General features: G+C 68.7%; 18 protein-coding genes. 13 read left to right on the top strand and 5 right to left on the bottom strand.

Annotation, left to right across the window (positions count from 1 at the left end):
* Positions 1 to 7 precede the first annotated feature (7 nt).
* The gene (locus tag VHL31_RS14920; RefSeq protein WP_329662016.1) at positions 8 to 439 is read left to right on the top strand and encodes a hypothetical protein; all 432 of its coding nucleotides are present in this window, start codon (positions 8 to 10) and stop codon (positions 437 to 439) included.
* A gap of 3 nt (positions 440 to 442) precedes the next feature.
* Entirely contained in the window at positions 443 to 1,705 is a 1,263-nt protein-coding gene (locus VHL31_RS14915; RefSeq protein ID WP_329662015.1) for an ABC transporter permease, read from the top strand.
* A gap of 69 nt (positions 1,706 to 1,774) precedes the next feature.
* On the opposite strand, the gene VHL31_RS14910 is transcribed toward VHL31_RS14915, so the two are convergent.
* Positions 1,775 to 2,626 (bottom strand): LysR family transcriptional regulator, encoded by an 852-nt coding sequence (locus tag VHL31_RS14910; RefSeq protein ID WP_329662014.1) that lies wholly within the window; start codon positions 2,624 to 2,626, stop codon positions 1,775 to 1,777.
* A 128-nt stretch (positions 2,627 to 2,754) separates the two neighbouring features.
* Between VHL31_RS14910 and VHL31_RS14905 the strand changes: the two genes are divergently transcribed.
* The 5 genes from VHL31_RS14905 to VHL31_RS14885 all read left to right on the top strand — a co-directional run bounded on the left by VHL31_RS14905 (position 2,755) and on the right by VHL31_RS14885 (position 7,115).
* Positions 2,755 to 3,735, top strand: a complete 981-nt coding sequence (locus VHL31_RS14905) for a zinc-dependent alcohol dehydrogenase family protein (RefSeq protein WP_349262454.1) — start codon at positions 2,755 to 2,757, stop codon at positions 3,733 to 3,735.
* Positions 3,736 to 3,849: 114 nt separating this feature from the next.
* Positions 3,850 to 4,287, top strand: coding sequence for a hypothetical protein (locus tag VHL31_RS14900; protein WP_329662012.1), 438 nt, complete (start codon positions 3,850 to 3,852; stop codon positions 4,285 to 4,287).
* Positions 4,288 to 4,313: 26 nt separating this feature from the next.
* On the top strand, positions 4,314 to 4,742 hold the full coding sequence (locus VHL31_RS14895) for a hypothetical protein (protein WP_329662011.1): 429 nt from the start codon (positions 4,314 to 4,316) through the stop codon (positions 4,740 to 4,742).
* A 112-nt stretch (positions 4,743 to 4,854) separates the two neighbouring features.
* Positions 4,855 to 5,961: a DUF2235 domain-containing protein gene (locus VHL31_RS14890; protein WP_329662010.1), complete on the top strand. Its 1,107-nt coding sequence runs from the start codon at positions 4,855 to 4,857 to the stop codon at positions 5,959 to 5,961.
* Between the two features lie 95 nt (positions 5,962 to 6,056).
* Positions 6,057 to 7,115, top strand: coding sequence for an Ldh family oxidoreductase (locus VHL31_RS14885; protein ID WP_329662009.1), 1,059 nt, complete (start codon positions 6,057 to 6,059; stop codon positions 7,113 to 7,115).
* Between the two features lie 24 nt (positions 7,116 to 7,139).
* Here the strand turns inward: VHL31_RS14885 and VHL31_RS14880 are convergent, their stop codons facing one another.
* Genes VHL31_RS14880 through VHL31_RS14870 form a run of 3 tightly spaced genes read right to left on the bottom strand, consistent with a single transcriptional unit; the run spans position 7,140 to position 9,766 of the window.
* The gene (locus VHL31_RS14880; RefSeq protein WP_329662008.1) at positions 7,140 to 7,760 is read right to left on the bottom strand and encodes a LysE family translocator; all 621 of its coding nucleotides are present in this window, start codon (positions 7,758 to 7,760) and stop codon (positions 7,140 to 7,142) included.
* 12 nt (positions 7,761 to 7,772) lie between these two features.
* Positions 7,773 to 9,035, bottom strand: coding sequence for a glycerate kinase (locus VHL31_RS14875; protein WP_329662007.1), 1,263 nt, complete (start codon positions 9,033 to 9,035; stop codon positions 7,773 to 7,775).
* Entirely contained in the window at positions 9,032 to 9,766 is a 735-nt protein-coding gene (locus tag VHL31_RS14870; protein WP_329662006.1) for an aspartate/glutamate racemase family protein, read from the bottom strand. Before VHL31_RS14870 ends, VHL31_RS14875 begins: the two co-directional genes overlap by 4 nt.
* A gap of 155 nt (positions 9,767 to 9,921) precedes the next feature.
* Here VHL31_RS14870 and puuE point away from each other — a divergent pair, with 155 nt between their 5' ends.
* The 5 genes from puuE to VHL31_RS14845 all read left to right on the top strand — a co-directional run bounded on the left by puuE (position 9,922) and on the right by VHL31_RS14845 (position 14,388).
* On the top strand, positions 9,922 to 10,809 hold the full coding sequence (gene puuE / locus VHL31_RS14865) for an allantoinase PuuE (protein WP_349262453.1): 888 nt from the start codon (positions 9,922 to 9,924) through the stop codon (positions 10,807 to 10,809).
* Positions 10,806 to 12,050 carry an allantoate amidohydrolase gene (locus VHL31_RS14860; RefSeq protein ID WP_329662004.1) on the top strand — a complete coding sequence of 415 codons (1,245 nt, stop codon included), beginning with the start codon at positions 10,806 to 10,808 and terminating at the stop codon, positions 12,048 to 12,050. The genes puuE and VHL31_RS14860 overlap by 4 nt, the downstream gene beginning before the upstream one ends.
* Positions 12,047 to 13,276, top strand: a complete 1,230-nt coding sequence (locus tag VHL31_RS14855; RefSeq protein WP_329662003.1) for a M20/M25/M40 family metallo-hydrolase — start codon at positions 12,047 to 12,049, stop codon at positions 13,274 to 13,276. The genes VHL31_RS14860 and VHL31_RS14855 overlap by 4 nt, the downstream gene beginning before the upstream one ends.
* Positions 13,277 to 13,411: 135 nt before the next feature.
* A complete protein-coding gene (locus VHL31_RS14850) occupies positions 13,412 to 13,738 on the top strand; it encodes a hypothetical protein (protein WP_329662002.1) in 327 nt (108 codons plus the stop codon).
* The gene (locus tag VHL31_RS14845; RefSeq protein WP_329662001.1) at positions 13,738 to 14,388 is read left to right on the top strand and encodes a hypothetical protein; all 651 of its coding nucleotides are present in this window, start codon (positions 13,738 to 13,740) and stop codon (positions 14,386 to 14,388) included. The genes VHL31_RS14850 and VHL31_RS14845 overlap by 1 nt, the downstream gene beginning before the upstream one ends.
* Here the strand turns inward: VHL31_RS14845 and VHL31_RS14840 are convergent.
* Positions 14,360 to 15,484: a glycosyltransferase gene (locus tag VHL31_RS14840; protein ID WP_329662000.1), complete on the bottom strand. Its 1,125-nt coding sequence runs from the start codon at positions 15,482 to 15,484 to the stop codon at positions 14,360 to 14,362. The two genes, VHL31_RS14845 and VHL31_RS14840, sit on opposite strands and share 29 nt — an antisense overlap.
* A 123-nt stretch (positions 15,485 to 15,607) precedes the next feature.
* On the opposite strand from VHL31_RS14840, the gene VHL31_RS14835 reads away from it, so the two are divergent.
* Positions 15,608 to 17,791 carry a glycosyltransferase gene (locus tag VHL31_RS14835; RefSeq protein WP_329661999.1) on the top strand — a complete coding sequence of 728 codons (2,184 nt, stop codon included), beginning with the start codon at positions 15,608 to 15,610 and terminating at the stop codon, positions 17,789 to 17,791.
* Positions 17,792 to 17,793 lie beyond the last annotated feature (2 nt).

Genomic DNA, 17,793 nt, shown 5'->3' with positions numbered 1-17,793 from the left:
CTGGCCGATGGCCGGGCTCACTCGACGCTGGACCGCGCTCGTGATGGCGGCAGGCTGTTGCTTGGCCCGGCCAGGTCTTGCGGCCGAGCGCATCCGTATCCGTGATCTCTATGCCCGCGGAGCTGAGTTCTCCCCGCAGGCGCTGGCGCTGGCCGACAAGACGGTGACCGTGCCGGGCTTCATGGCGCCGCCGCTCAAGCCGGACGCCAGCTTCTTCGTGCTCACCAAGCTGCCAATGGCGGTCTGCCCGTTCTGCGACAGCGAGCTGAACTGGCCGAACGACATCGTGCTCGTGCGCCTTGCCGGGCAGCAGGACTGGGTCGACTTCAACCAGCCGATCCTGGTCACCGGCACCCTGTCGCTCGGCACGGAGATCGACGAGGAGACGGGCTTCGTCAGCCGCGTACGGCTGGTCGACGCTAGCTACGAGCTTGCCTGAGCCTTGTTCAATCCCTGGCCGTTCGTGTGGGCCGACCTCCGCCAGAGCCTGGCCGGAACCCTGGCCGTCGTCGTGCTGGTCGCCCTGGCGGTCGGGCTGGGGGTCGCGGTCTCGGCGCAGGAGCGGGCATTGCGGCAGGGCAGTGCTCGGGCCGCCGACGCCTTCGACCTCATCATCGGCGCACGCGGCAGCGAGACCCAGCTGGTGCTCAGCACCGTCTACCTCCAGCCGGCGGCGATCGAGCTGATCCCGGGCCGGCTGCTGGCCGAGCTGGAGCGCCGGCCCGATGTCACCTATGCGGCACCGATCGGCTTTGGCGACAACTGGCGCGGCCACGCCATCGTCGGGTCGACCCCCGCCTTCGTCACGCGCGGCGGCAGGATGGCGCCTGCCGAGGGGCGCGTGTTCGAACGCCTCCAGGAGGTCGTGGTCGGCGCGGATGTCCCGTTGCAGGTCGGCGACCGGTTCGAGCCAAGCCACGGGCAGCTCGAGATGGACGACGAAGAGGACCATCACGGCTTCACGCTGGCCGTCGTCGGCCGACTGGCGCGGCAGGGCAATCCCTGGGACAAGGCGATCCTGGTGCCGATCGAAGCGGTCTGGTGGGTGCACTCGCTACCGCTGGGCCACCAGGTCGACGAGGCACGCCTCTGGCCGCAAGGACCTGGGGGAGAGCCCGACCTCGACGTGGTGCCGGTGGGTCCGCCCTGGGACGAGGCCGAACTGCCGGGCGTGCCGGCCATCGCCGTCAAGCCCGCGACCTTCGCCGCCGCCTACGGCCTGCGCTCCGCCTTCCGCTCCAACGAGCGCGGCACGATCGCGGTGTTCCCGGCGGAGGTGCTGGTGCAGCTCTACGCCCGGCTCGGCGACGTGCGCGACCTCGTCGCCGTCATCTCCGTGCTGACGCAGGTCCTGGTGATCGGGGCGGTCCTGCTGGCGGTGCTGGCGAGCCTGTCCCATCGGCGCCGCCTGATCGGCGTGATGCGGGCGCTGGGCGCATCCCGCGCCTTCGTCTTCTCCGCGATCTGGCTGAGCGTGGCGCTGATGCTGACGGGCGGCGCCTTGCTGGGCCTGCTGGTGGGCTGGGCCAGCGCGTTCGCCGTCTCGGCCCTGTTCGAGCAGCGCACCAGCATCGCCCTGCCGGTCGCCCTGGGCCTGCCCGAACTCTGGCTCGTCGCCGGCATCGTCGTCATCGGCCTGGTGCTGGCGATCCTGCCTGCGGCATTGGCCTATCGCAGCCGGGTTGCCGACGCGCTGCGTGCGTGATCGGGGGCAGGCGCAGGTCTGAAGCTGTCCCCCATCTTGCGCGTGGCGCCGGTTCGGGCAGGCCCCGTGTCAGCTGCCCAACCGCTCGATCACCAGGGCCAGCAGCGCCCGCAGCCGTCCGAGCCGCCTGAGGTCGCGGTGATAGCCCAGCCACACGTCCCGCCCGGGCGGCGGCTCGCCCAGGTCGACCGGGTACAGGCCCGCCATGCCGTCGGCCAGCAGACGCGGCAGCACCGCCAGGCCCACGCCGCGCGCGCACATCCGGGCCTGGACGTCACGGTTGTTGCTGCGAAACGCAATCCGGGCGCGCGGCAGCATCCGCTGCAGCCATGCGACGTCGGGCATCCCGCCAAAGCCGGTATCCATCGTGACGAGCGGGCAGCCGGTCCCGTCGCCGGCCACTGGCGCGTCCATGCCGACAGGCGCGTAGAGCCCGTACGCCATGTGCATCAGCCTGCGCTGGACGACCTCCGGCTCCTCGAACGGGCGGATCCGGAAGACGAGGTCCGCCTCCCGCCGGGCGAGGCTCAGCAGCCGGGCCTCGGTCAGGAGCTCGATCGTGACGCCCGGATGAAGGCTGGCGAAGTGCGCCAGAACCGGGGCCAGCACATGGCTGCCGAACCAGTCCGAGCATGACACGCGCAAGAGGCCACTGAGCTGGCCGCCACGGCCGGCCAGCTGGCGCTCCAGGGCAATCGCCTCCTCCTCCATCCGCTCGGCATGGGCGAGCACGGACTGGCCCTCGTCGGTCAGCACCATCCCGTCGCTCGTCCGCTGGAACAGCGTCTGCCCGACCGCCTGCTCCAGTGCGCGCAGGCGGCGGCCCATCGTGGGCTGGGTAAGGCCAGCCTGCCGCGCTGCCGCGCCGAGCGTGCCCGCCCGGGCAATCGCCAGGAAGATCCGGAGGTCACTCCACTCCATGCCAGCCCAAACAAAATCGCATGCATTCGATACGATCTATTTCGTTTCCATACGATCTTGAAGATCTACCCTCGGGTCATCCACCCTCGCGGGAGCAGTTCAGGATGACCGGAACGACATTTCCCAGCATGCAGGCAGCCGTGCTCGAGACGGAGAACGGGCCGTTCCACCTTCGGCAGGTCCGGCGCCCCGTGCCGGGGCCGGGCCAGGTGCTGGTGCGGATCGCTGCCAGCGGGGTCAATCCGCTCGACGCCAAGATCAGGGCGGGCACGACACCCCATGCCGGCCACAGGCTGCCCGCCATCCTGGGGATCGACCTGGCCGGCACGGTGGAAGCGGCAGGGCAGGGGGCGGCCGCCTGGAAGCCTGGCGACGAGGTGTACGGGATGACCGGCGGTGTCGGCGGGATCCAGGGCTCGCTTGCCGAGTATGCAGCGGTCGATGCCGACCTCCTGGCCCGCAAGCCCGTGAACCTCACGATGCGCGAGGCCGCCTCCCTGCCGCTGGCGTTCATCACGGCCTGGGAGGGGCTGGTCGACCGGGCACGCATCCAGCGGGGGCAGAGGGTTCTGGTCCAGGGCGGCGCCGGCGGGGTCGGGCAGATGGCCATCCAGCTCGCCCGCGCCATGGGAGCGCAGGTCTTCGCCACCGGATCCGCAGGGCAGGCGGCGCGCATCGAGCGGCTGGATGCCGTGGCTCTCGATCGCGCCGTTCCGATGGCCGACCATGTCGCCGCGCACACTGGCGGGCAAGGCTTCGACCTCGTCTACGACACGGTCGGCGGGCCGGCACTGGATGCCGCGTTCGAGGCGGTGCGCCGCTTCGGCCATGTGGTGAGCGCCCTGGGCTGGGGCACCCACCGGCTGGCGCCGCTGTCGTTCCGCGCAGCCAGCTATTCGGGCGTCTTCACGCTCCTGCCTTTGCTGACGGGCGAGGGCAGGGCGCATCACGGCAAGATCCTGCACGAAGCCACCCGGCTGGTGGAGGAAGGCAAGCTCGTCCCGTCGCTGGATCCCCGCCGCTTCTGCCTGGACCATGTGGCGGACGCCCATGCCGCGCTAACCAGCCGGGACGCATCGGGCAAGCTAGTGGTCGACATCGCAGCTTGAGGTGTGTGCCTCGGTGTTGACTCCGGCGGGCGGAGAACCCATTCCAGTTGTCAAGGATCAGGATCCTAGGTACACCCTGAGGAGGATCATCGTCCTTCTGCCCCGGATGCCCCCATGCCCCGCTCCCCCACCCCAGCCCAGGCCGAAGCGTCGCGCCGCAACGGCCAGCGCTCCACCGGCCCCACCACGCCAAAGGGCAAGGCCCGCTCCTCCCAGAACGCCCGCAGCTTCGGCCTGCGCTCCGCCAGGCTCGCCTTCATCGGCAACGAGGACCAGGCGGCCTTCGACCAGCTGGACGAGGCCATCCACGCCCGCTTCCAGCCCGCCTGCGCCCTGGAGGCCGCGATCTGCGCCCGCATGGTCCGGGCGCTGTGGCGCTCCGAGCGCGCCCAGCAACTTGAGCGCTCGTTCTGGTGCCTCTACCCGTCGGACGTCCAGATCGGTGCCACCCACCCCCTGATCCGCCTGCTCGTCAGCGACCAGGGCGCACGTCGCTGTCCACCATCCTGCGCTACCTGGCCGAGGCCGACCGTGCCTTTGCCCGGGCACTGAAGGACCTGGACCAGCTGCGCCGTGGCGTGGCGGCCCCGGTGGAGGGAGCCGAAGCACCGGAGGAGGGAGCCGAAGCACCGGAGGAGGCGGAAAGCTGCACGGACGAACCCGAGCCCGCCAACGACGACCGGCCCGATCAGCCGGACGGCACGAACGAACCCGAGCCGCCGGCAGAGCCGGCCCACCGGCCAGAGCCGCCTGTGCCGACGCCGCCCCTGCTGGAGGCACCGCCGAAGGAGGTGAACGGCACGATCGAACCGGAGCCGCTGCCGCCGCCGACCACGCCCATGCAGTTCGCCCTGGTCGAGCTGGCCCGGCTGCGCTGCCACATCGCCGAGCGCTGGCCCACGCCCATGCACGCCACCGTGGAGACCTTCCTGCTGAAGTACGGCAGCGACGGCCTCGGGCCGCCAGCCTGGGTGCAGGACCTGCCGGCGTGCAGCCAGCCCAGGTGAGGGAGAGCGGGATGCACGAACGAACCCGAGCAGCAGGCTTTGGCAGCAGCCCATTGCCATGCCGGGAGCGCTGTGATTCCTTACGATGCGGGATGATCCTTGGAGTCCGCCAATGAAACGCCTGGTCCTGTGTTTCGACGGTACCTGGAACAGTGCCGACAGCAAGGAGGCCGAGACCAACGTCGCCCGGATCGCCCGCGCCGTGCGGGCCAACAGCGAGACCGGCGGCAAGCCGCAGCTTACCCTTTACCTGCGCGGCGTGGGCTCGACAGGCATCGCCCTGCAGAAGCTGCTGGGGGGAGCCACCGGGCTCGGCATCGATGACAACATCATCTCCGGCTACATGTTCCTGGCCCAGAACTACGTGCCGGGCGACACGATCCACATCTTCGGCTTTTCCCGCGGCGCCTTCACCGCTCGCAGCCTGGTGGGCTTCATCGGCTGCTGCGGCCTGCTCAAGCGCGAGAAGCTGGCCGACCTCAGGGCGGCCTGGGACTACTACCGGACGGGCGAGGACAGGAGCCCGCCGAATTTCTGCGCGACCTGCAAGACAGACAGCCACCAGGACGTCCAGGTCGCCTTCCTGGGTGTCTGGGACACGGTAGGGGCGCTGGGCATTCCGACCACCGTCCTGGGGGCGCTCACCGACGACGAGTACGAGTTCCACGACACGACCCCGTCGCGGATCGTGAAGATCGGCCGGCACGCTTTGGCGATCGACGAGCACCGCGACGAGTTCGTCCCGACCTTGTGGACGGGCAAGCTGCCGCCAGGCGTCGACATCCGGCAGGTCTGGTTCGCCGGTGCCCATTCCGACGTCGGTGGCGGCTACCATGACCGCGGGCTGGCGGACATCCCGCTCCGCTGGATGGCCGAGGAGGCGGAGAAGTCCGGGCTGAAGCTCGACTGGACCATGCTGCCCCCCAAGGACGACCCGTTGGCCCCCCAGCACGAATCCCGCCTGAACTTCTCGCGCAAGGACAGGCTCACGCCGACCATCCGGCAGATCGCCGGCAAGACGATCGATGTCAGCGTGTTCGAGCGGCTCTACCGGCCGCTGGACGAAGACGGCCATCCGCTGCCGACGATCGGCGAGGAACTGCATCCGAGCGTGAAGCAGCGCTTCGGCAAGGAGGTCGTGCTGCTGGCCAACGATGCCGACAAGGTGGGGGAGAAGCTGGCCTATCGGCCGCGCAACGCCCAGCCGCTGATCGGCTGACCGCGGGAGCATTTCCCATGGGGTGCCGCCGCCGGGCTGGATCGGCGGCGGCGCACTCCCTAGGTTCGGCGCGGCAACGGCTGGAGGACGGCAGGGTGACGGCGGATCGGTTCGAGGTGGAAGCACTGGTGGCGTTTGCAGGCGCGCTGTTCGGCAAGGTAGGCTTCTCGCCGGACAAGGCGGAGGTGACCGCCCGTCTCCTGGTCGACGCCGACCTGATGGGCCACACTACCCATGGCCTGGCGCTGGCCGGTCCCTATCTGGCCGAGGTGCAGAAAGGCTCGATGGCGACCGACGGCGAGCCCGAGGAGATCGCCCGCAAGGCCGCGACGCTGACCCTGGACGGCCGCCGCCTGCCGGGCGTCTGGCTCACGGCCAAGGCCGTGGACGAGGCCATCGCCATGGCGCGCACGGCCGGCATCGGCGCAGTCTCGATCCGCCGCGCCCACCATATCGCCTGCCTGGCCACCTATCTGCCGAAAGCCACCGAGCAGGGCCTGCTCATCCACATCGCCTGCTCCGACCCGAACGTCTGCTCGGTGGCACCGTTCGGCGGCACCCGGCCGGTCTTCACTCCCGACCCCTATGCCTTCGGCATCCCGACCTCGGGCGATCCCATCCTGATCGACACGTCCGCCTCGATCACCACGAACGGCATGTCCAACCGCCTGCTCGCGGAGGGCAGGACCTTCGACCATCCCTGGCTGCTCACCGCCGACGGCCAGCCGTCCAACGACCCCAAGGTCTTCACCACCGACCCGCCTGGCACGATCCTGCCAACCGGCGGGATCGACCATGGCCACAAGGGCTACGGCCTGGCGCTGACTATCGAGGCGCTGACCCAGGGGCTTTCCGCCTTCGGCCGCGCCGATCCGGGCGAGGGCTGGGGCGCCTCGGTCTGGGTCCAGGTCATCGACCCCGCCGCCTTCGCGGGCCTTGCCGGGTTCCACCGCCAGATCGACCACATCGCTGAAGCCTGCCGCACCAACCCGCCCCGCCCGGGCGTGGAAGGCGTCCGCCTGCCAGGGCAAGCCGCCATGTCGAAGAAGCGCCGGGCCCTGGCCGAAGGTGCTGTCCTCCATCCCTCAATCATGCCGGCGCTGATGCCATGGGCCGAGCGGCTAGGGGTGGAGGTGCCGGTGCCGCGTGGATGAATCACTGTAGGAGGGCTGTTTGGCTCACCCCGTCCGCTTCCATGCCACCGCCGCCACCCCCGCACCGACGAGCACCGTGCCGCCGGTCCGGTTCACCCAGCGCTGCACGGACGGCCGCCGGATGGCCGACTTGAGGCGCGACGCCACCAGCGCATAGGCACCGGCATTGGCGGCGGCCAGGACGACGAAGGTCGCGATCAGGATCAGGGCCTGGGGCAGGTAGGGGCGGTGCGGGTCGATGAACTGGGGCACGAAGGCCACGAAGAACACGATGCTCTTCGGGTTCAGCGCCGTTACCAGCCAGGCATGGCCGAACATGACCTTGGCCGGCACGGTCGTAGCGGTCGTGTCGGCAGCCTCGAGCGGGGCGCGCCAGAGCTTGATGCCGAGATAGACGAGGTAGGTGGCGCCGATCCATTTGAGGGCCGTGAACAGCGTCGCCGAGGTCGCGAGCAGGGCGCCCAGGCCCACCAGGGACAGGCTCATGGCGGTGAGGTCGCCCAGGGCCACGCCGGCCACGATGGCGGCGGCCGCCCGCGAGCCCTGGCTCAGCGCATAGGACATCACCAGCGAGATGGTCGGCCCCGGGATCACCAGGATGCCGATCGCGGTCGCCACGAACGCCAGCCAGACCGACAGCCCCATCGTCCCGTCCCCTCACATCACCAGCACGGCCCGGATGTCGTTGACGTTGGTAAGCGTCGGTCCGGTCACCACTTGGTCGCCCAGCTTCTCGAAGAAGCTATGGGCATCGTTGTCGTCGAGCATGGCCCGCGCGTCGAGCCCGAGTGCTGCTGCCCGCCCGAGCGTGTCCGGCGTCACCACCGCACCCGCCACGTCTTCCGCACCGTCGATCCCATCCGTGTCGCCGGCGATCCCGTATACGCCGGCCTCGCCCTGCAGCGCGACCGCCAGGCCCAGCAGGAACTCGACGTTCCGGCCGCCCCGCCCGTTGCCGTGCACCGTGACGGTAGTCTCGCCACCCGACAGCAGCACGCAGGGAGCCGCTACCGGCTCGCCATGGCGTCGCACCGAGCGCGCGATCCCGGCCATCACGGTCGCGACCTGGCGTGCCTCGCCCTCCAGCGCGTCGCCCAGCAGGACGGGCCGGATCCCTTTGGCCCGGGCGAACGCGGCGGCGCGCTCGAGCGAGCGCTGCGGGGCGGCGATCAGCCGGTTCTCGACATGGGCGAAGGCGGGGTCGCCCGGCTTCGGCGTCTCGTCGGCTCCCTCCTCCAGGTGCCGGCGCACCGCGTCGGGCAGGTCCAGCCGGTAGCGCCGGACCAGGGCCAGCGCATCGGCGAAGCTGGTGGGATCGGGTACGGTCGGCCCGGACGCGATCACCGCCGGGTCGTCGCCGGGCACGTCCGAGATCAGGAGCGCCACCAGCTTCGCCGGGGCGGCCGCGCGCGCCAGCCGGCCGCCCTTGAACCCGGACAGGTGCTTGCGCACGCAGTTCATCTCGTCGATCGAGGCGCCCGAGCGCAGCAGCGCCTTGTTGACCGCGATCTTGTCGGCGAGCGTCAGGCCCGGGGCCGGCAGGGCGCACAAGGCCGAGCCGCCGCCCGAGACCAGGCAGAGCACGAGGTCATCGGCCGTCAGCCCGGCCACCGCGTCCAGCAGCCGCCTCGCTCCCGCCTCGGACCGCTCGTCCGGGACCGGGTGCGAGGCCGACAGCACGGTGATCCGGTCGGTCGGTGCCTCGTGATCGTCACGGGTGACCACCACGCCCTCGATCGGCCCCGGCCAGTGGCGCTCGACCGCCTGGGCCATCACCGCGGCCGCCTTGCCGAGGCCGACCACGACCGTGCGGCCCTTGGGTGGCGGGGGCAGATGGGGCGGCACGGCGAACAGGGGGTCGGCGGCCTGCACCGCCTGGCCGAACAGGCCGCGGAGGAAGGCGATTGGATCGATGCTCATGGCGCCATGTCCGCGAGCCGGCCGGTCCAACTCTTGCCGGTGATGGGGTAGGCGAGGTCGAAGTTCTTGGCGGTCTTCAGTCCCAGCCGCACCAGGCCCTCCACCATCGTCACCGCCACGGCCACTCCGTCGATCACCGGTACGCCCAGCTCGTCCGACAGGTCGCGTGCGAGGTCGGCCATGCCCGCACAGCCCAGCACGATGGCACCGGCGCGATCCTCGGCCAGGGCACGCCGGCATTCCTCGGTGATGATTCGTCGGCTGTCGGACCGGGGGTTCTCCAGTTCCAGGACCGGCAGATCGGTCGCCCGCACCCGCCGGCAGATCCGTTCGAAGCCGTAGCGGTGCAGGAGATGCTCGCAGATGACCGTGGAGCGTCCGAGCGTCGTCACCACCGAGAAGCCCGTGGCGACCATCGACGCAGCGTGAAAGGCCGCCTCCGCGATGCCAAGCACAGGGCCGCTTGCGATCTCGCGCGCCGCCAGCAGTCCAGGGTCGCCGAAGCAGGCGATGACATAGCCGTCGCAGCCCTGCGCTTCGCCCCGTCGGACCTCCTCCAGCAGGCCGACCGTCGCCACCGCCTCGTCGTAGTTGCCTTCGATCGAGGCGGGGCCGGTCGTGCCGCTGGCGGCGATGATCTCGGTCGAGGGCAGGGCGATCGCCCGCGCCGCCGCCGCGATCTTGGCGGTCATGCTCGCGGTCGTGTTGGGGTTGATGACCTTGATGCGCACCTGCTTCCCTCGTCCAGCCGACCGGGCGGAGATTGACGGTGCCGCTGCCGGATCGCAACGCTGGTCATCGCCCCTGGGAGTGCTGGCCGCACTTCGCTAGAACTGCCGGGGACGACCTCGGGGGGAGCGACGCCTTGAACCTCTATCCGCGCGATATGGTGGGCTATGGCCGCTCGGTTCCGTTCGCCGACTGGCCGGACGGCGCCCATATCGCCGTGCAGTTCGTGCTGAACTACGAGGAGGGCGGTGAGAACTGCGTCCTCCACGGCGATCCTGCTTCCGAGGCCTTCCTGTCCGAGATTGTGGGCGCACAGCCGATCGCCGGTGCCCGCCACATGAACATGGAATCGATCTACGAGTATGGGTCACGGGCGGGTTTCTGGCGCCTGTTCCGCCTGTTCACCGAGCGCGACCTGCCGCTCACCGTGTACGGTGTGGCGATGGCGCTCTCCCGGCATCCCGAGGCGGTGGCCGCCATGAAGGAAGCCGAGTGGGAGATCGCCACCCACGGCTACCGCTGGATCGACTACCAGCACGTCCCGCTAGAGATCGAGCGCGAGCACATGCGCCTTGCAATCGACGTCCATGCGGCCGTGACCGGAAGCCGCCCGAGAGGCTGGTATCTCGGCCGTTGCAGCCCGAACACGCTGCCCCTGGTCTGCGCCGAAGGCGGCTTCGACTATTTCGCCGACTCTTATGCGGACGACCTGCCCTACTACGTGCAGGTGGGCCGCCACGACCAGCTGGTGATCCCCTACACGCTGGACGCCAACGACATGCGCTTTGCGACCAACCAGGGCTTCAACACCGGCGAGCAGTTTCTGACCTACCTCAAGGACAGCTTCGACGTGCTCTACGAGGAGGGCCGCCGGGGCGCGCCCAAGATGATGTCGATCGGCCTGCACTGCCGGCTGGCCGGGCGCCCCGGGCGTGCCGCGGCGCTTGCCCGCTTCCTGGACCATGTCCAGGGGCACGAGAAGGTGTGGGTCACCCGCCGGATCGACATCGCCGAGCACTGGCTGGCCCGGCATCCCCCGGCATGACCGACCTCCGGTTCGGCCCAAGGCTGATGGCGAGGCTCGACCAGCTCGGTCGGATTTCCTCCGACTCGGACCGGCTCACCCGCCTGCCGTTCACCCCGGCGCACCGTCAGGCGCTGGAACAGGTCAGGGCATGGATGCACGAGGCGGGGATGATCACCCGCGTCGATGTGATCGGCAACCTGATCGGACGGTACGAGGGCGACGACCCGGACGCACCGGCTCTTCTGATTGGCTCTCACATCGACAGCGTCGTGGCTGCCGGGCGCTATGACGGGCCTCTGGGCATCTTGAGCGGCATCGACGCGGTGCATGCCCTTCACCAGCAGGGGGACAGGCTGCCGTTTCCCATCGACGTCGTGGCGTTCTGCGACGAGGAGGGCGTGCGGTTCACTACGACGTTCCTGGGATCGCGGGCGATCTGCGGCACGCTCGATCCGGCCGTGTTCGAGGTGCGGGACCGGGACGGTACGAGCCTCGCCGACGCGCTGCGCGCCTTTGGCGGCGATCCGGACCGGCTGGGGGAAGCGGCCTATTCCCAAGGATCGATCCGGGGCTTCCTGGAAGTCCATATCGAGCAAGGCCCGGTCCTTGAGGCGGAGGATCGGGCAGTGGGCATCGTGACGGCCATCCAGGGTCAATCGCGCATGGTCGTCTGCCTCGACGGCATGGCCGGCCACGCCGGAACCGTGCCCATGGGTCACCGGCGCGACGCCTTGGCCGGTGCTGCCGAGATGATCCTGTTCGTCGAGCGGCGCTGTGCCGCCGTTCCCGAGCTCGTGGGCACCGTTGGCCGCATCGACGCGCAGCCCGGCGCGGTGAACGTCATTCCGGGCCGTGTCCTGTTCACGGTCGACCTGCGTGCGCCGAACGACCTGATCCGGGGCCAGGCGGCCAGTGAGGTCGTGCAGGGTATCCAGCGGATCGCCGCGAGCCGCGGGCTCGCCTGTTCGATCGGCCGCGAACATGATCAGCGCGCCATGGCCTGTGCGCCGCGCCTGCAGCGCTGGCTCGCCCAGGCACTGCGTGCGGAAGGCCTGCCAGTGAAGTATCTGGCGAGTGGAGCGGGGCACGACGCCATGGCCATGGCGGAATGCTGCCCGGCCGCGATGCTGTTCGTCCGCTGCAAGTCGGGCATCAGCCACAATCCCCTCGAGAGCATCACGGTCGAGGACGCGGACGTCGCCGTGCGGGTCCTGCTGCGCGTCCTGCGCGACCTCATTCCCCCTGAGGCATCGTCATGACTTCCATCTTCGACACCATCGACACGTTCCTAGAAGCCAGTCGACCTCGGGCGGAGGCCTTTCTCGCCGAACTCGTGAAGGTCCCGTCCGACAATCCAAAGGGGGACTGCGCGCCCCTTGCCGCCCGCACCAAGGAACTGCTGGAGGATCTGGGCCTTCCGGTGGAGGTGGACCTGGTGCCGGCCTCGGTCGTCCAGGCCAATGGCATGGTATCGGCCTCCAACCTGATCGTACGTCGCAAGTTTGGCGACGGTCCTACCATTGCACTTAACGCCCATGGGGACGTCGTTCCGCCGGGCGAGGGATGGACCAAGGATCCGTACGGTGCCGAGGTTGTGGATGGCGTCATGTATGGGCGAGGCGTCGCGGTCTCCAAGTCGGACTTCGCGACCTACACCTTCGCGCTCCTCGCCCTGCAGGAGGTCGCCGGGAACATCGCCGGCACAGTCGAGCTCCATTTCACCTACGACGAGGAGGCGGGCGGTGAAATCGGCCCCAAGCGGCTGCTCGAAACCGGCCTGAGCCGGCCTGACCTCGCCATCGGCGCGGGCTTCGCCTACTCGGTCGTGACCGCCCATAATGGTTGCCTTCATCTGGGAGTCGAGTTGCTCGGACGCTCGGCCCATGCCGCCCGCCCCGATACCGGCTTCGATGCGCTCGAGGCAGCGAACGGCGTGCTGACGGCTCTATATGCGTCCCGCAAGTCGCTGCAGACGCGCCGGTCCAAGGTGAAGGGCATCGAAGCGCCGACCCTGGTCGTCGGACTGATCTCGGGGGGCATCAACACGAACGTGGTGCCGGACCGCGTCCTGCTTCGCCTGGACCGGCGGATGATCCCCGAGGAAGTACCGGACGATGTCGAAGCCGAATTGCGCAGGCTCATTGAAAGTGCCGCCCAGAAATATCCCGGTATCAGCGTGCGGATCCGCCGCATCCTGCTTGCTCGTCCTCTCACCCAGCTCCCTGGCGCCACCAAACTGATCGAGGCGCTGGTCGCCCAGGCCACAGAGGTAATGGGCATCCAGGTCGCCTCGGCTGGCATTCCGCTCTACACGGATGGGCGGCACTATGCCGAGGCTGGCGTGCCCTGCGTGCTCTATGGCGCCGGGCCGCGCGACCTGCTCGAGGCGAATGCGCACCGTGCCGACGAAAAGCTCGTGCTCGCCGACCTTCACGCTGCGACTCGTGTGGTCGCCAGAAGCCTAGCCTCGCTGCTGATACGGTGAGGGACCTGGGTACGGTGGATGATCCGGTCTTTGGTTACAGACTGTTCATGTAGCTTGACGCAGCGCTATCCGCTAAGGAGACTAGCTCCGGAGTGTGACCATCGCTTCGTCCCCCTCTAGTGGAATACAAGGCTCGTGAAGCGCCTAAAACTATACTACGCGGCGGTGCGAGCCTTGCTGATCGGAGCGCTTGCAACCGGCAGCATCGCCCACGCCCAGGAAAGCAGCATCGAACTATCGGCGGAGGATAGGTTTTGGCTGGAGGCAAAGGCGGCCGACACGACGGAAGCGTATCAGTCCTATCTTGAGGCCTACCCGGTTGGACGATTTGCCAGCGAGGCGTTCCGCATGCTCGTGGAGAGGAGCAGGGTGGGCAACGTCGCCCTCGAAGATGAATGGCCAGAGCCTGCAGCCGGTGCATTGGCCGCGGCCGGTGCATTGGCCACGGCCGATCTGTACTGATGAGCAGCATGACGACCTGCGCTAGGCATCGGCGGTTTCTGGTCGTGCTTGCGGCGGCACTGTTCTGGGTGCCGGCGCAAGCCCAGCAGCGACCCAAGGTCCTGACCTACGTGAAACCCGCGGGCCGGGCTTCCCTGCCGATCGATCTGACCGTCGCCCTGCCGCCGGACAAGGTGCTGGAGCGGATCCGATCGAATCTCAAGCGAGCCGGCCTGAGCCTCGTGGCCACGACGACGTCGGGAGTCGTGGCGGCGACCTATAGCGGCAAGGCCACGCCCTGGATCGACTGCGGCTGGATCTTCAGTTTCGAGCAGGGCCAGCGGGCGTCGCCCAAACGAGTCGGTGGAGCTGCCGAGCGAGCCACCATTGCCGTCCGGCGAGGTGACCAGACATTGCAGCTGGAACGCCGCGTCACCCTGGACGGCTTCTTGGCAGTGCAGGTCGAGCCTGTCGGCAACAACAATACGCGGGTCACCGGCCACGCGACCTATGTGGTCACCCGTAGCCTGTCCGCCGAGAACGGGGAGGACGAGCAAAGGATGATCGACTTCCGATCCGGCGAGACTGGCTCGTTCGAGAAAGGCACCACCTGCCTACCGACCGGCCAGTTCGAGCGTCTCGTCATCCAGGGCCTGCCGAAAGCGCCATAGCGCGCTGGGGCCGGCGCACCGCCCTTCCGTGGCTTGTCGCCTCGACAAGGGCGCCGCCCATCTGCCTGGCAATCCATTCCCAGTCGTAGAGATGACCCGTCGCCCGGGCCGCATCAGCCAGCCGCCTCCGCTCATGCTCGCTCAGGACAGCGAAGCGGGCCAGTGCCTGGGAAAGCGCCGACTGCTCGCCGTGCGGGTAAAGGATGGCTTCGCGGCCATCCTGGACGATGTCGGTGATGGCCGGCAGGTCGGGCGCGATGACGGGCTTGTCCATCGACAGTGCAAGCATCAGCGTGCCGGACGTCATGATCGTCCGGTAGGGCAGCACCACGCCGTCCACGGCAGCGAACAGGGGGCCGACGTCCTCTTCGGCGATGAATCCGTCCAGGACGGTTACCCGTTCGCGCATGGCCGGCGGCAGATCCTGGATGTCCGGCTCCAATGGAGCGATCTGCTTGCCGGCGATGACGAGGCGAAGATCGGCGTCCGCGGCGGCGAATGCATCGAGCAGGTCGAGGACCCCCTTGTAGGCGTCGAGGCGCCCGAACAGGAGCAGGCTCGGCCGGTCCTTTGGCCAAGCACGTCCAGCCAGCGATATGGCCTGGTCGATGCCGCGAGGATCATGGATGGGCAGGTAATTCCCGTGCGGCAGGACGATCAGCTTTGCCGGCGAAACGTTCAGCTGGCGCAGAACCGGGGCCGCCGCCCGAAGCGAGTGGACATGCACGCGGTCGGCCGTATCGGCGAGGTATCTGCGCAGGCTGCGGTCCAGTGCCGGATGGGCACCGATGTGCGAGCCGTGATTGTGCATCGTCCAGACCAGGGTCCCGCCGCGAGCCACGAAGTCATCAATCCTGGCCATGAAAACGCTCACGACCCGTTCCGCGGACGCGGGGTCGGCGATGTGCCGGTGGATCGCGTCTTCCCAGTGGAGATGGAAGATGACGCGCTGTTCGGGTGCCGCGCGATCGAGCATGGCAATGGCGTCATCGATCGTGCCGGCTTGCGGGTGAAGCGGTCCCAACCGATCATAAAGCAGACGCTGGTAGGGGTTGGCCGCCCTGTAATCAGGGAAGAAAATCAGATCATAGCTCATCGACATGTCCGCAATCGCGGTCTGCTCTAGGTGCGGGCGGGATCAAGGTGAAGCCTTCGCTCGTCATGTCCCGCGATGCGAAAAGGGTGAGGCCGTCCGTCGTGCCCCCGGGAGAACGCTGATTTGACCTGTCCCGATCTCCTGTTGCTGATCGATCCTCGGCTGCCCTCGGCGGAAGCTCGGTCGCTGGCGGGTCTTGTCGAGACCATGGTCGCACGTGGCTACTCGGTAGCGCTCCTCGCCGCCCGCTCGCCGCTTCATGCGTCCAGCCGCCCATTCGCCCCCGCCCTGCGAAAGCTGCTCGATCAACGGGTGCTCACGCTCGCCGATCCCGATGGGCTGATCCAGTGTCGCCTGTTCGTAGCTTGGCACATCGCACCGCTGCTCGGGGAACTGGACCGCCCGTTCCACGTGGTCGCCGGACAGTCCGTCCTGCGCTTCGACCAGCTGCCCTGGCGGGAGGATCGGCTGGACCAGGCACTGGTCAGCCGCGTGCGGGCGAACTTCAGTCGCCTGACCAATGCGCAACCCTTTGAAGAAGTGGCCGCCGACCGCCACACGGCCGATGTACTGGGGTCCTCCGAGACTTGGCTACCACCATCCCACCTCGTGGCGAGATGGGAGAAACCGCTGCAGCCGGAAAGGCCCGTAATCGGCCGTCATGGTGGCCTCGGCAACGCTGCCTGGCCCTCCGATGCAGCGGCGTTCAGACGAGCCTACCCCGCGGGTGCGTCCCTCCAGGTCAACCTCCTGGACCCACCGGTCGGGCTCCTGAGCCAGCGCATCGTGGGGCCTTCGCCTCGTCTGCGGCTTATCCCCGCCTCGGTCGAGCCGTTGGATGCGTTCCTGGGCAGGCTGGACAGCTGGCACCTCGCCAGCTGGAAGGGCCGGCCGCTACCCGTGACCGCCGAGGTAGTGGAAGCCGCCGCCTATGGTGTGCCGTTGTCGCTGCCGCGCGAGTTGAACGGCTGGCCGGAGGAGGCCGCCTCGTTTCACGCAGGTGACTTCCGCGAGATCCGCCCGGACCGGGAAACGACCGCCGTGCGTGCCCTGGACCACGTTCGCACCGAGGCGACACCCGACGTCCTGGCGGGGCGCCTGGAAGCGCGTGGCCTACGTCACAGCACGGCCGTGGGAGGCCTGCCGCGCGGCATACGCAAGTCCAGGCGAACGGTCCTGATGATCTCCCCAAACGGGATCGGCATGGGCCATCTGACGAGACAGCTGGCGGTGGCACGGCGGCTGCCGGGACATGTCGATCCCATCTTCCTGACCATGTCCCAGGCGCTGGCGGTCGTAGAGAAATACGGCTTCCATGCCGAGTACCTTCCCTATCATGCCTACTACGGTGGCGACCCCGATTACTGGAACAGGGGGCTGCTCGCCCGCCTGCTCGCCATGATCGGTTTCTACGATCCGCAGTGCATCCTGTTCGACGGTAACATGCCGTATGCGGCCCTGGCTGATCTGCGCCGGGCGATCCCCGAGCGCCGCTTCCTGTGGCTGCGCCGTGCGCTTTGGCGGCCGGATGCCGGGAAGGTCGCCATGGAACGCAGCTCGCTGTTCGACATGGTCTTCGAACCCGGCGAGTATGCTGCCGAAGCAGACCGGGGCCTGACGCGCTCGCAGGCGAATGGGATCGTGCGGGTGGCGCCGGTCACGCTCCTGGACCCGGACGAAGTGCTGTCGCGCGAGGATGCTCGCCTGGAACTCGGGATCGCTCCGGACGCCACGGCGGTCGTGGTCCTGCTGGGCTCGCAGAACAACTTCGACTATGGCCCGGTGCGCCGGACGATCGCCGCCCAACTGGGACGCCGCCCGAACGTCGTGCTGATAGAAGCAGAGTGGCTGATCAGCGAGGCGAACGCTGCCGTCCTGCTTCCGCGAGCAAGACCCTTGTCAGGCTTTCCGCTGGCACGGCTCTTCCGGGCGTTCGACTTCGCGGTCAGTGCAGCGGGCTATAACTCGTTCCATGAGCTCATTGCCATCGGCGTGCCTACCATCTTCGTGCCGAACGAGAATCCTTCGATGGACGAACAGGAAGCACGTGCAGCCTGGGCGGAGCGGCATGGCCTGGGCGTGGCCGTGCGGTCTCACGAGACGGACCGCCTGGTCTGGGCTCTGGCCTCCATGCAGGAACCGGGCGTGGCCGAGCGCATGCATCAGAACATCCTGCACCTTCCCAAGGCGGATGGCGCCGGCGAGATCGCGCGCCTGATCGCAGAACAGGTCGCATGCCGCGACGTACTGGCGAACTCGGGCGCGCTGCCGTATTTCCGACCCAGGTCCGCTCCACTGCTTGCATGAGC

It is taken from the genome of Geminicoccus sp. (assembly GCF_036263595.1).
Taxonomy (GTDB): domain Bacteria; phylum Pseudomonadota; class Alphaproteobacteria; order Geminicoccales; family Geminicoccaceae; genus Geminicoccus.
The sequence above is the reverse complement of the archived record's forward strand: the minus strand, read 5'-3'. Positions and strand labels throughout refer to the sequence as shown.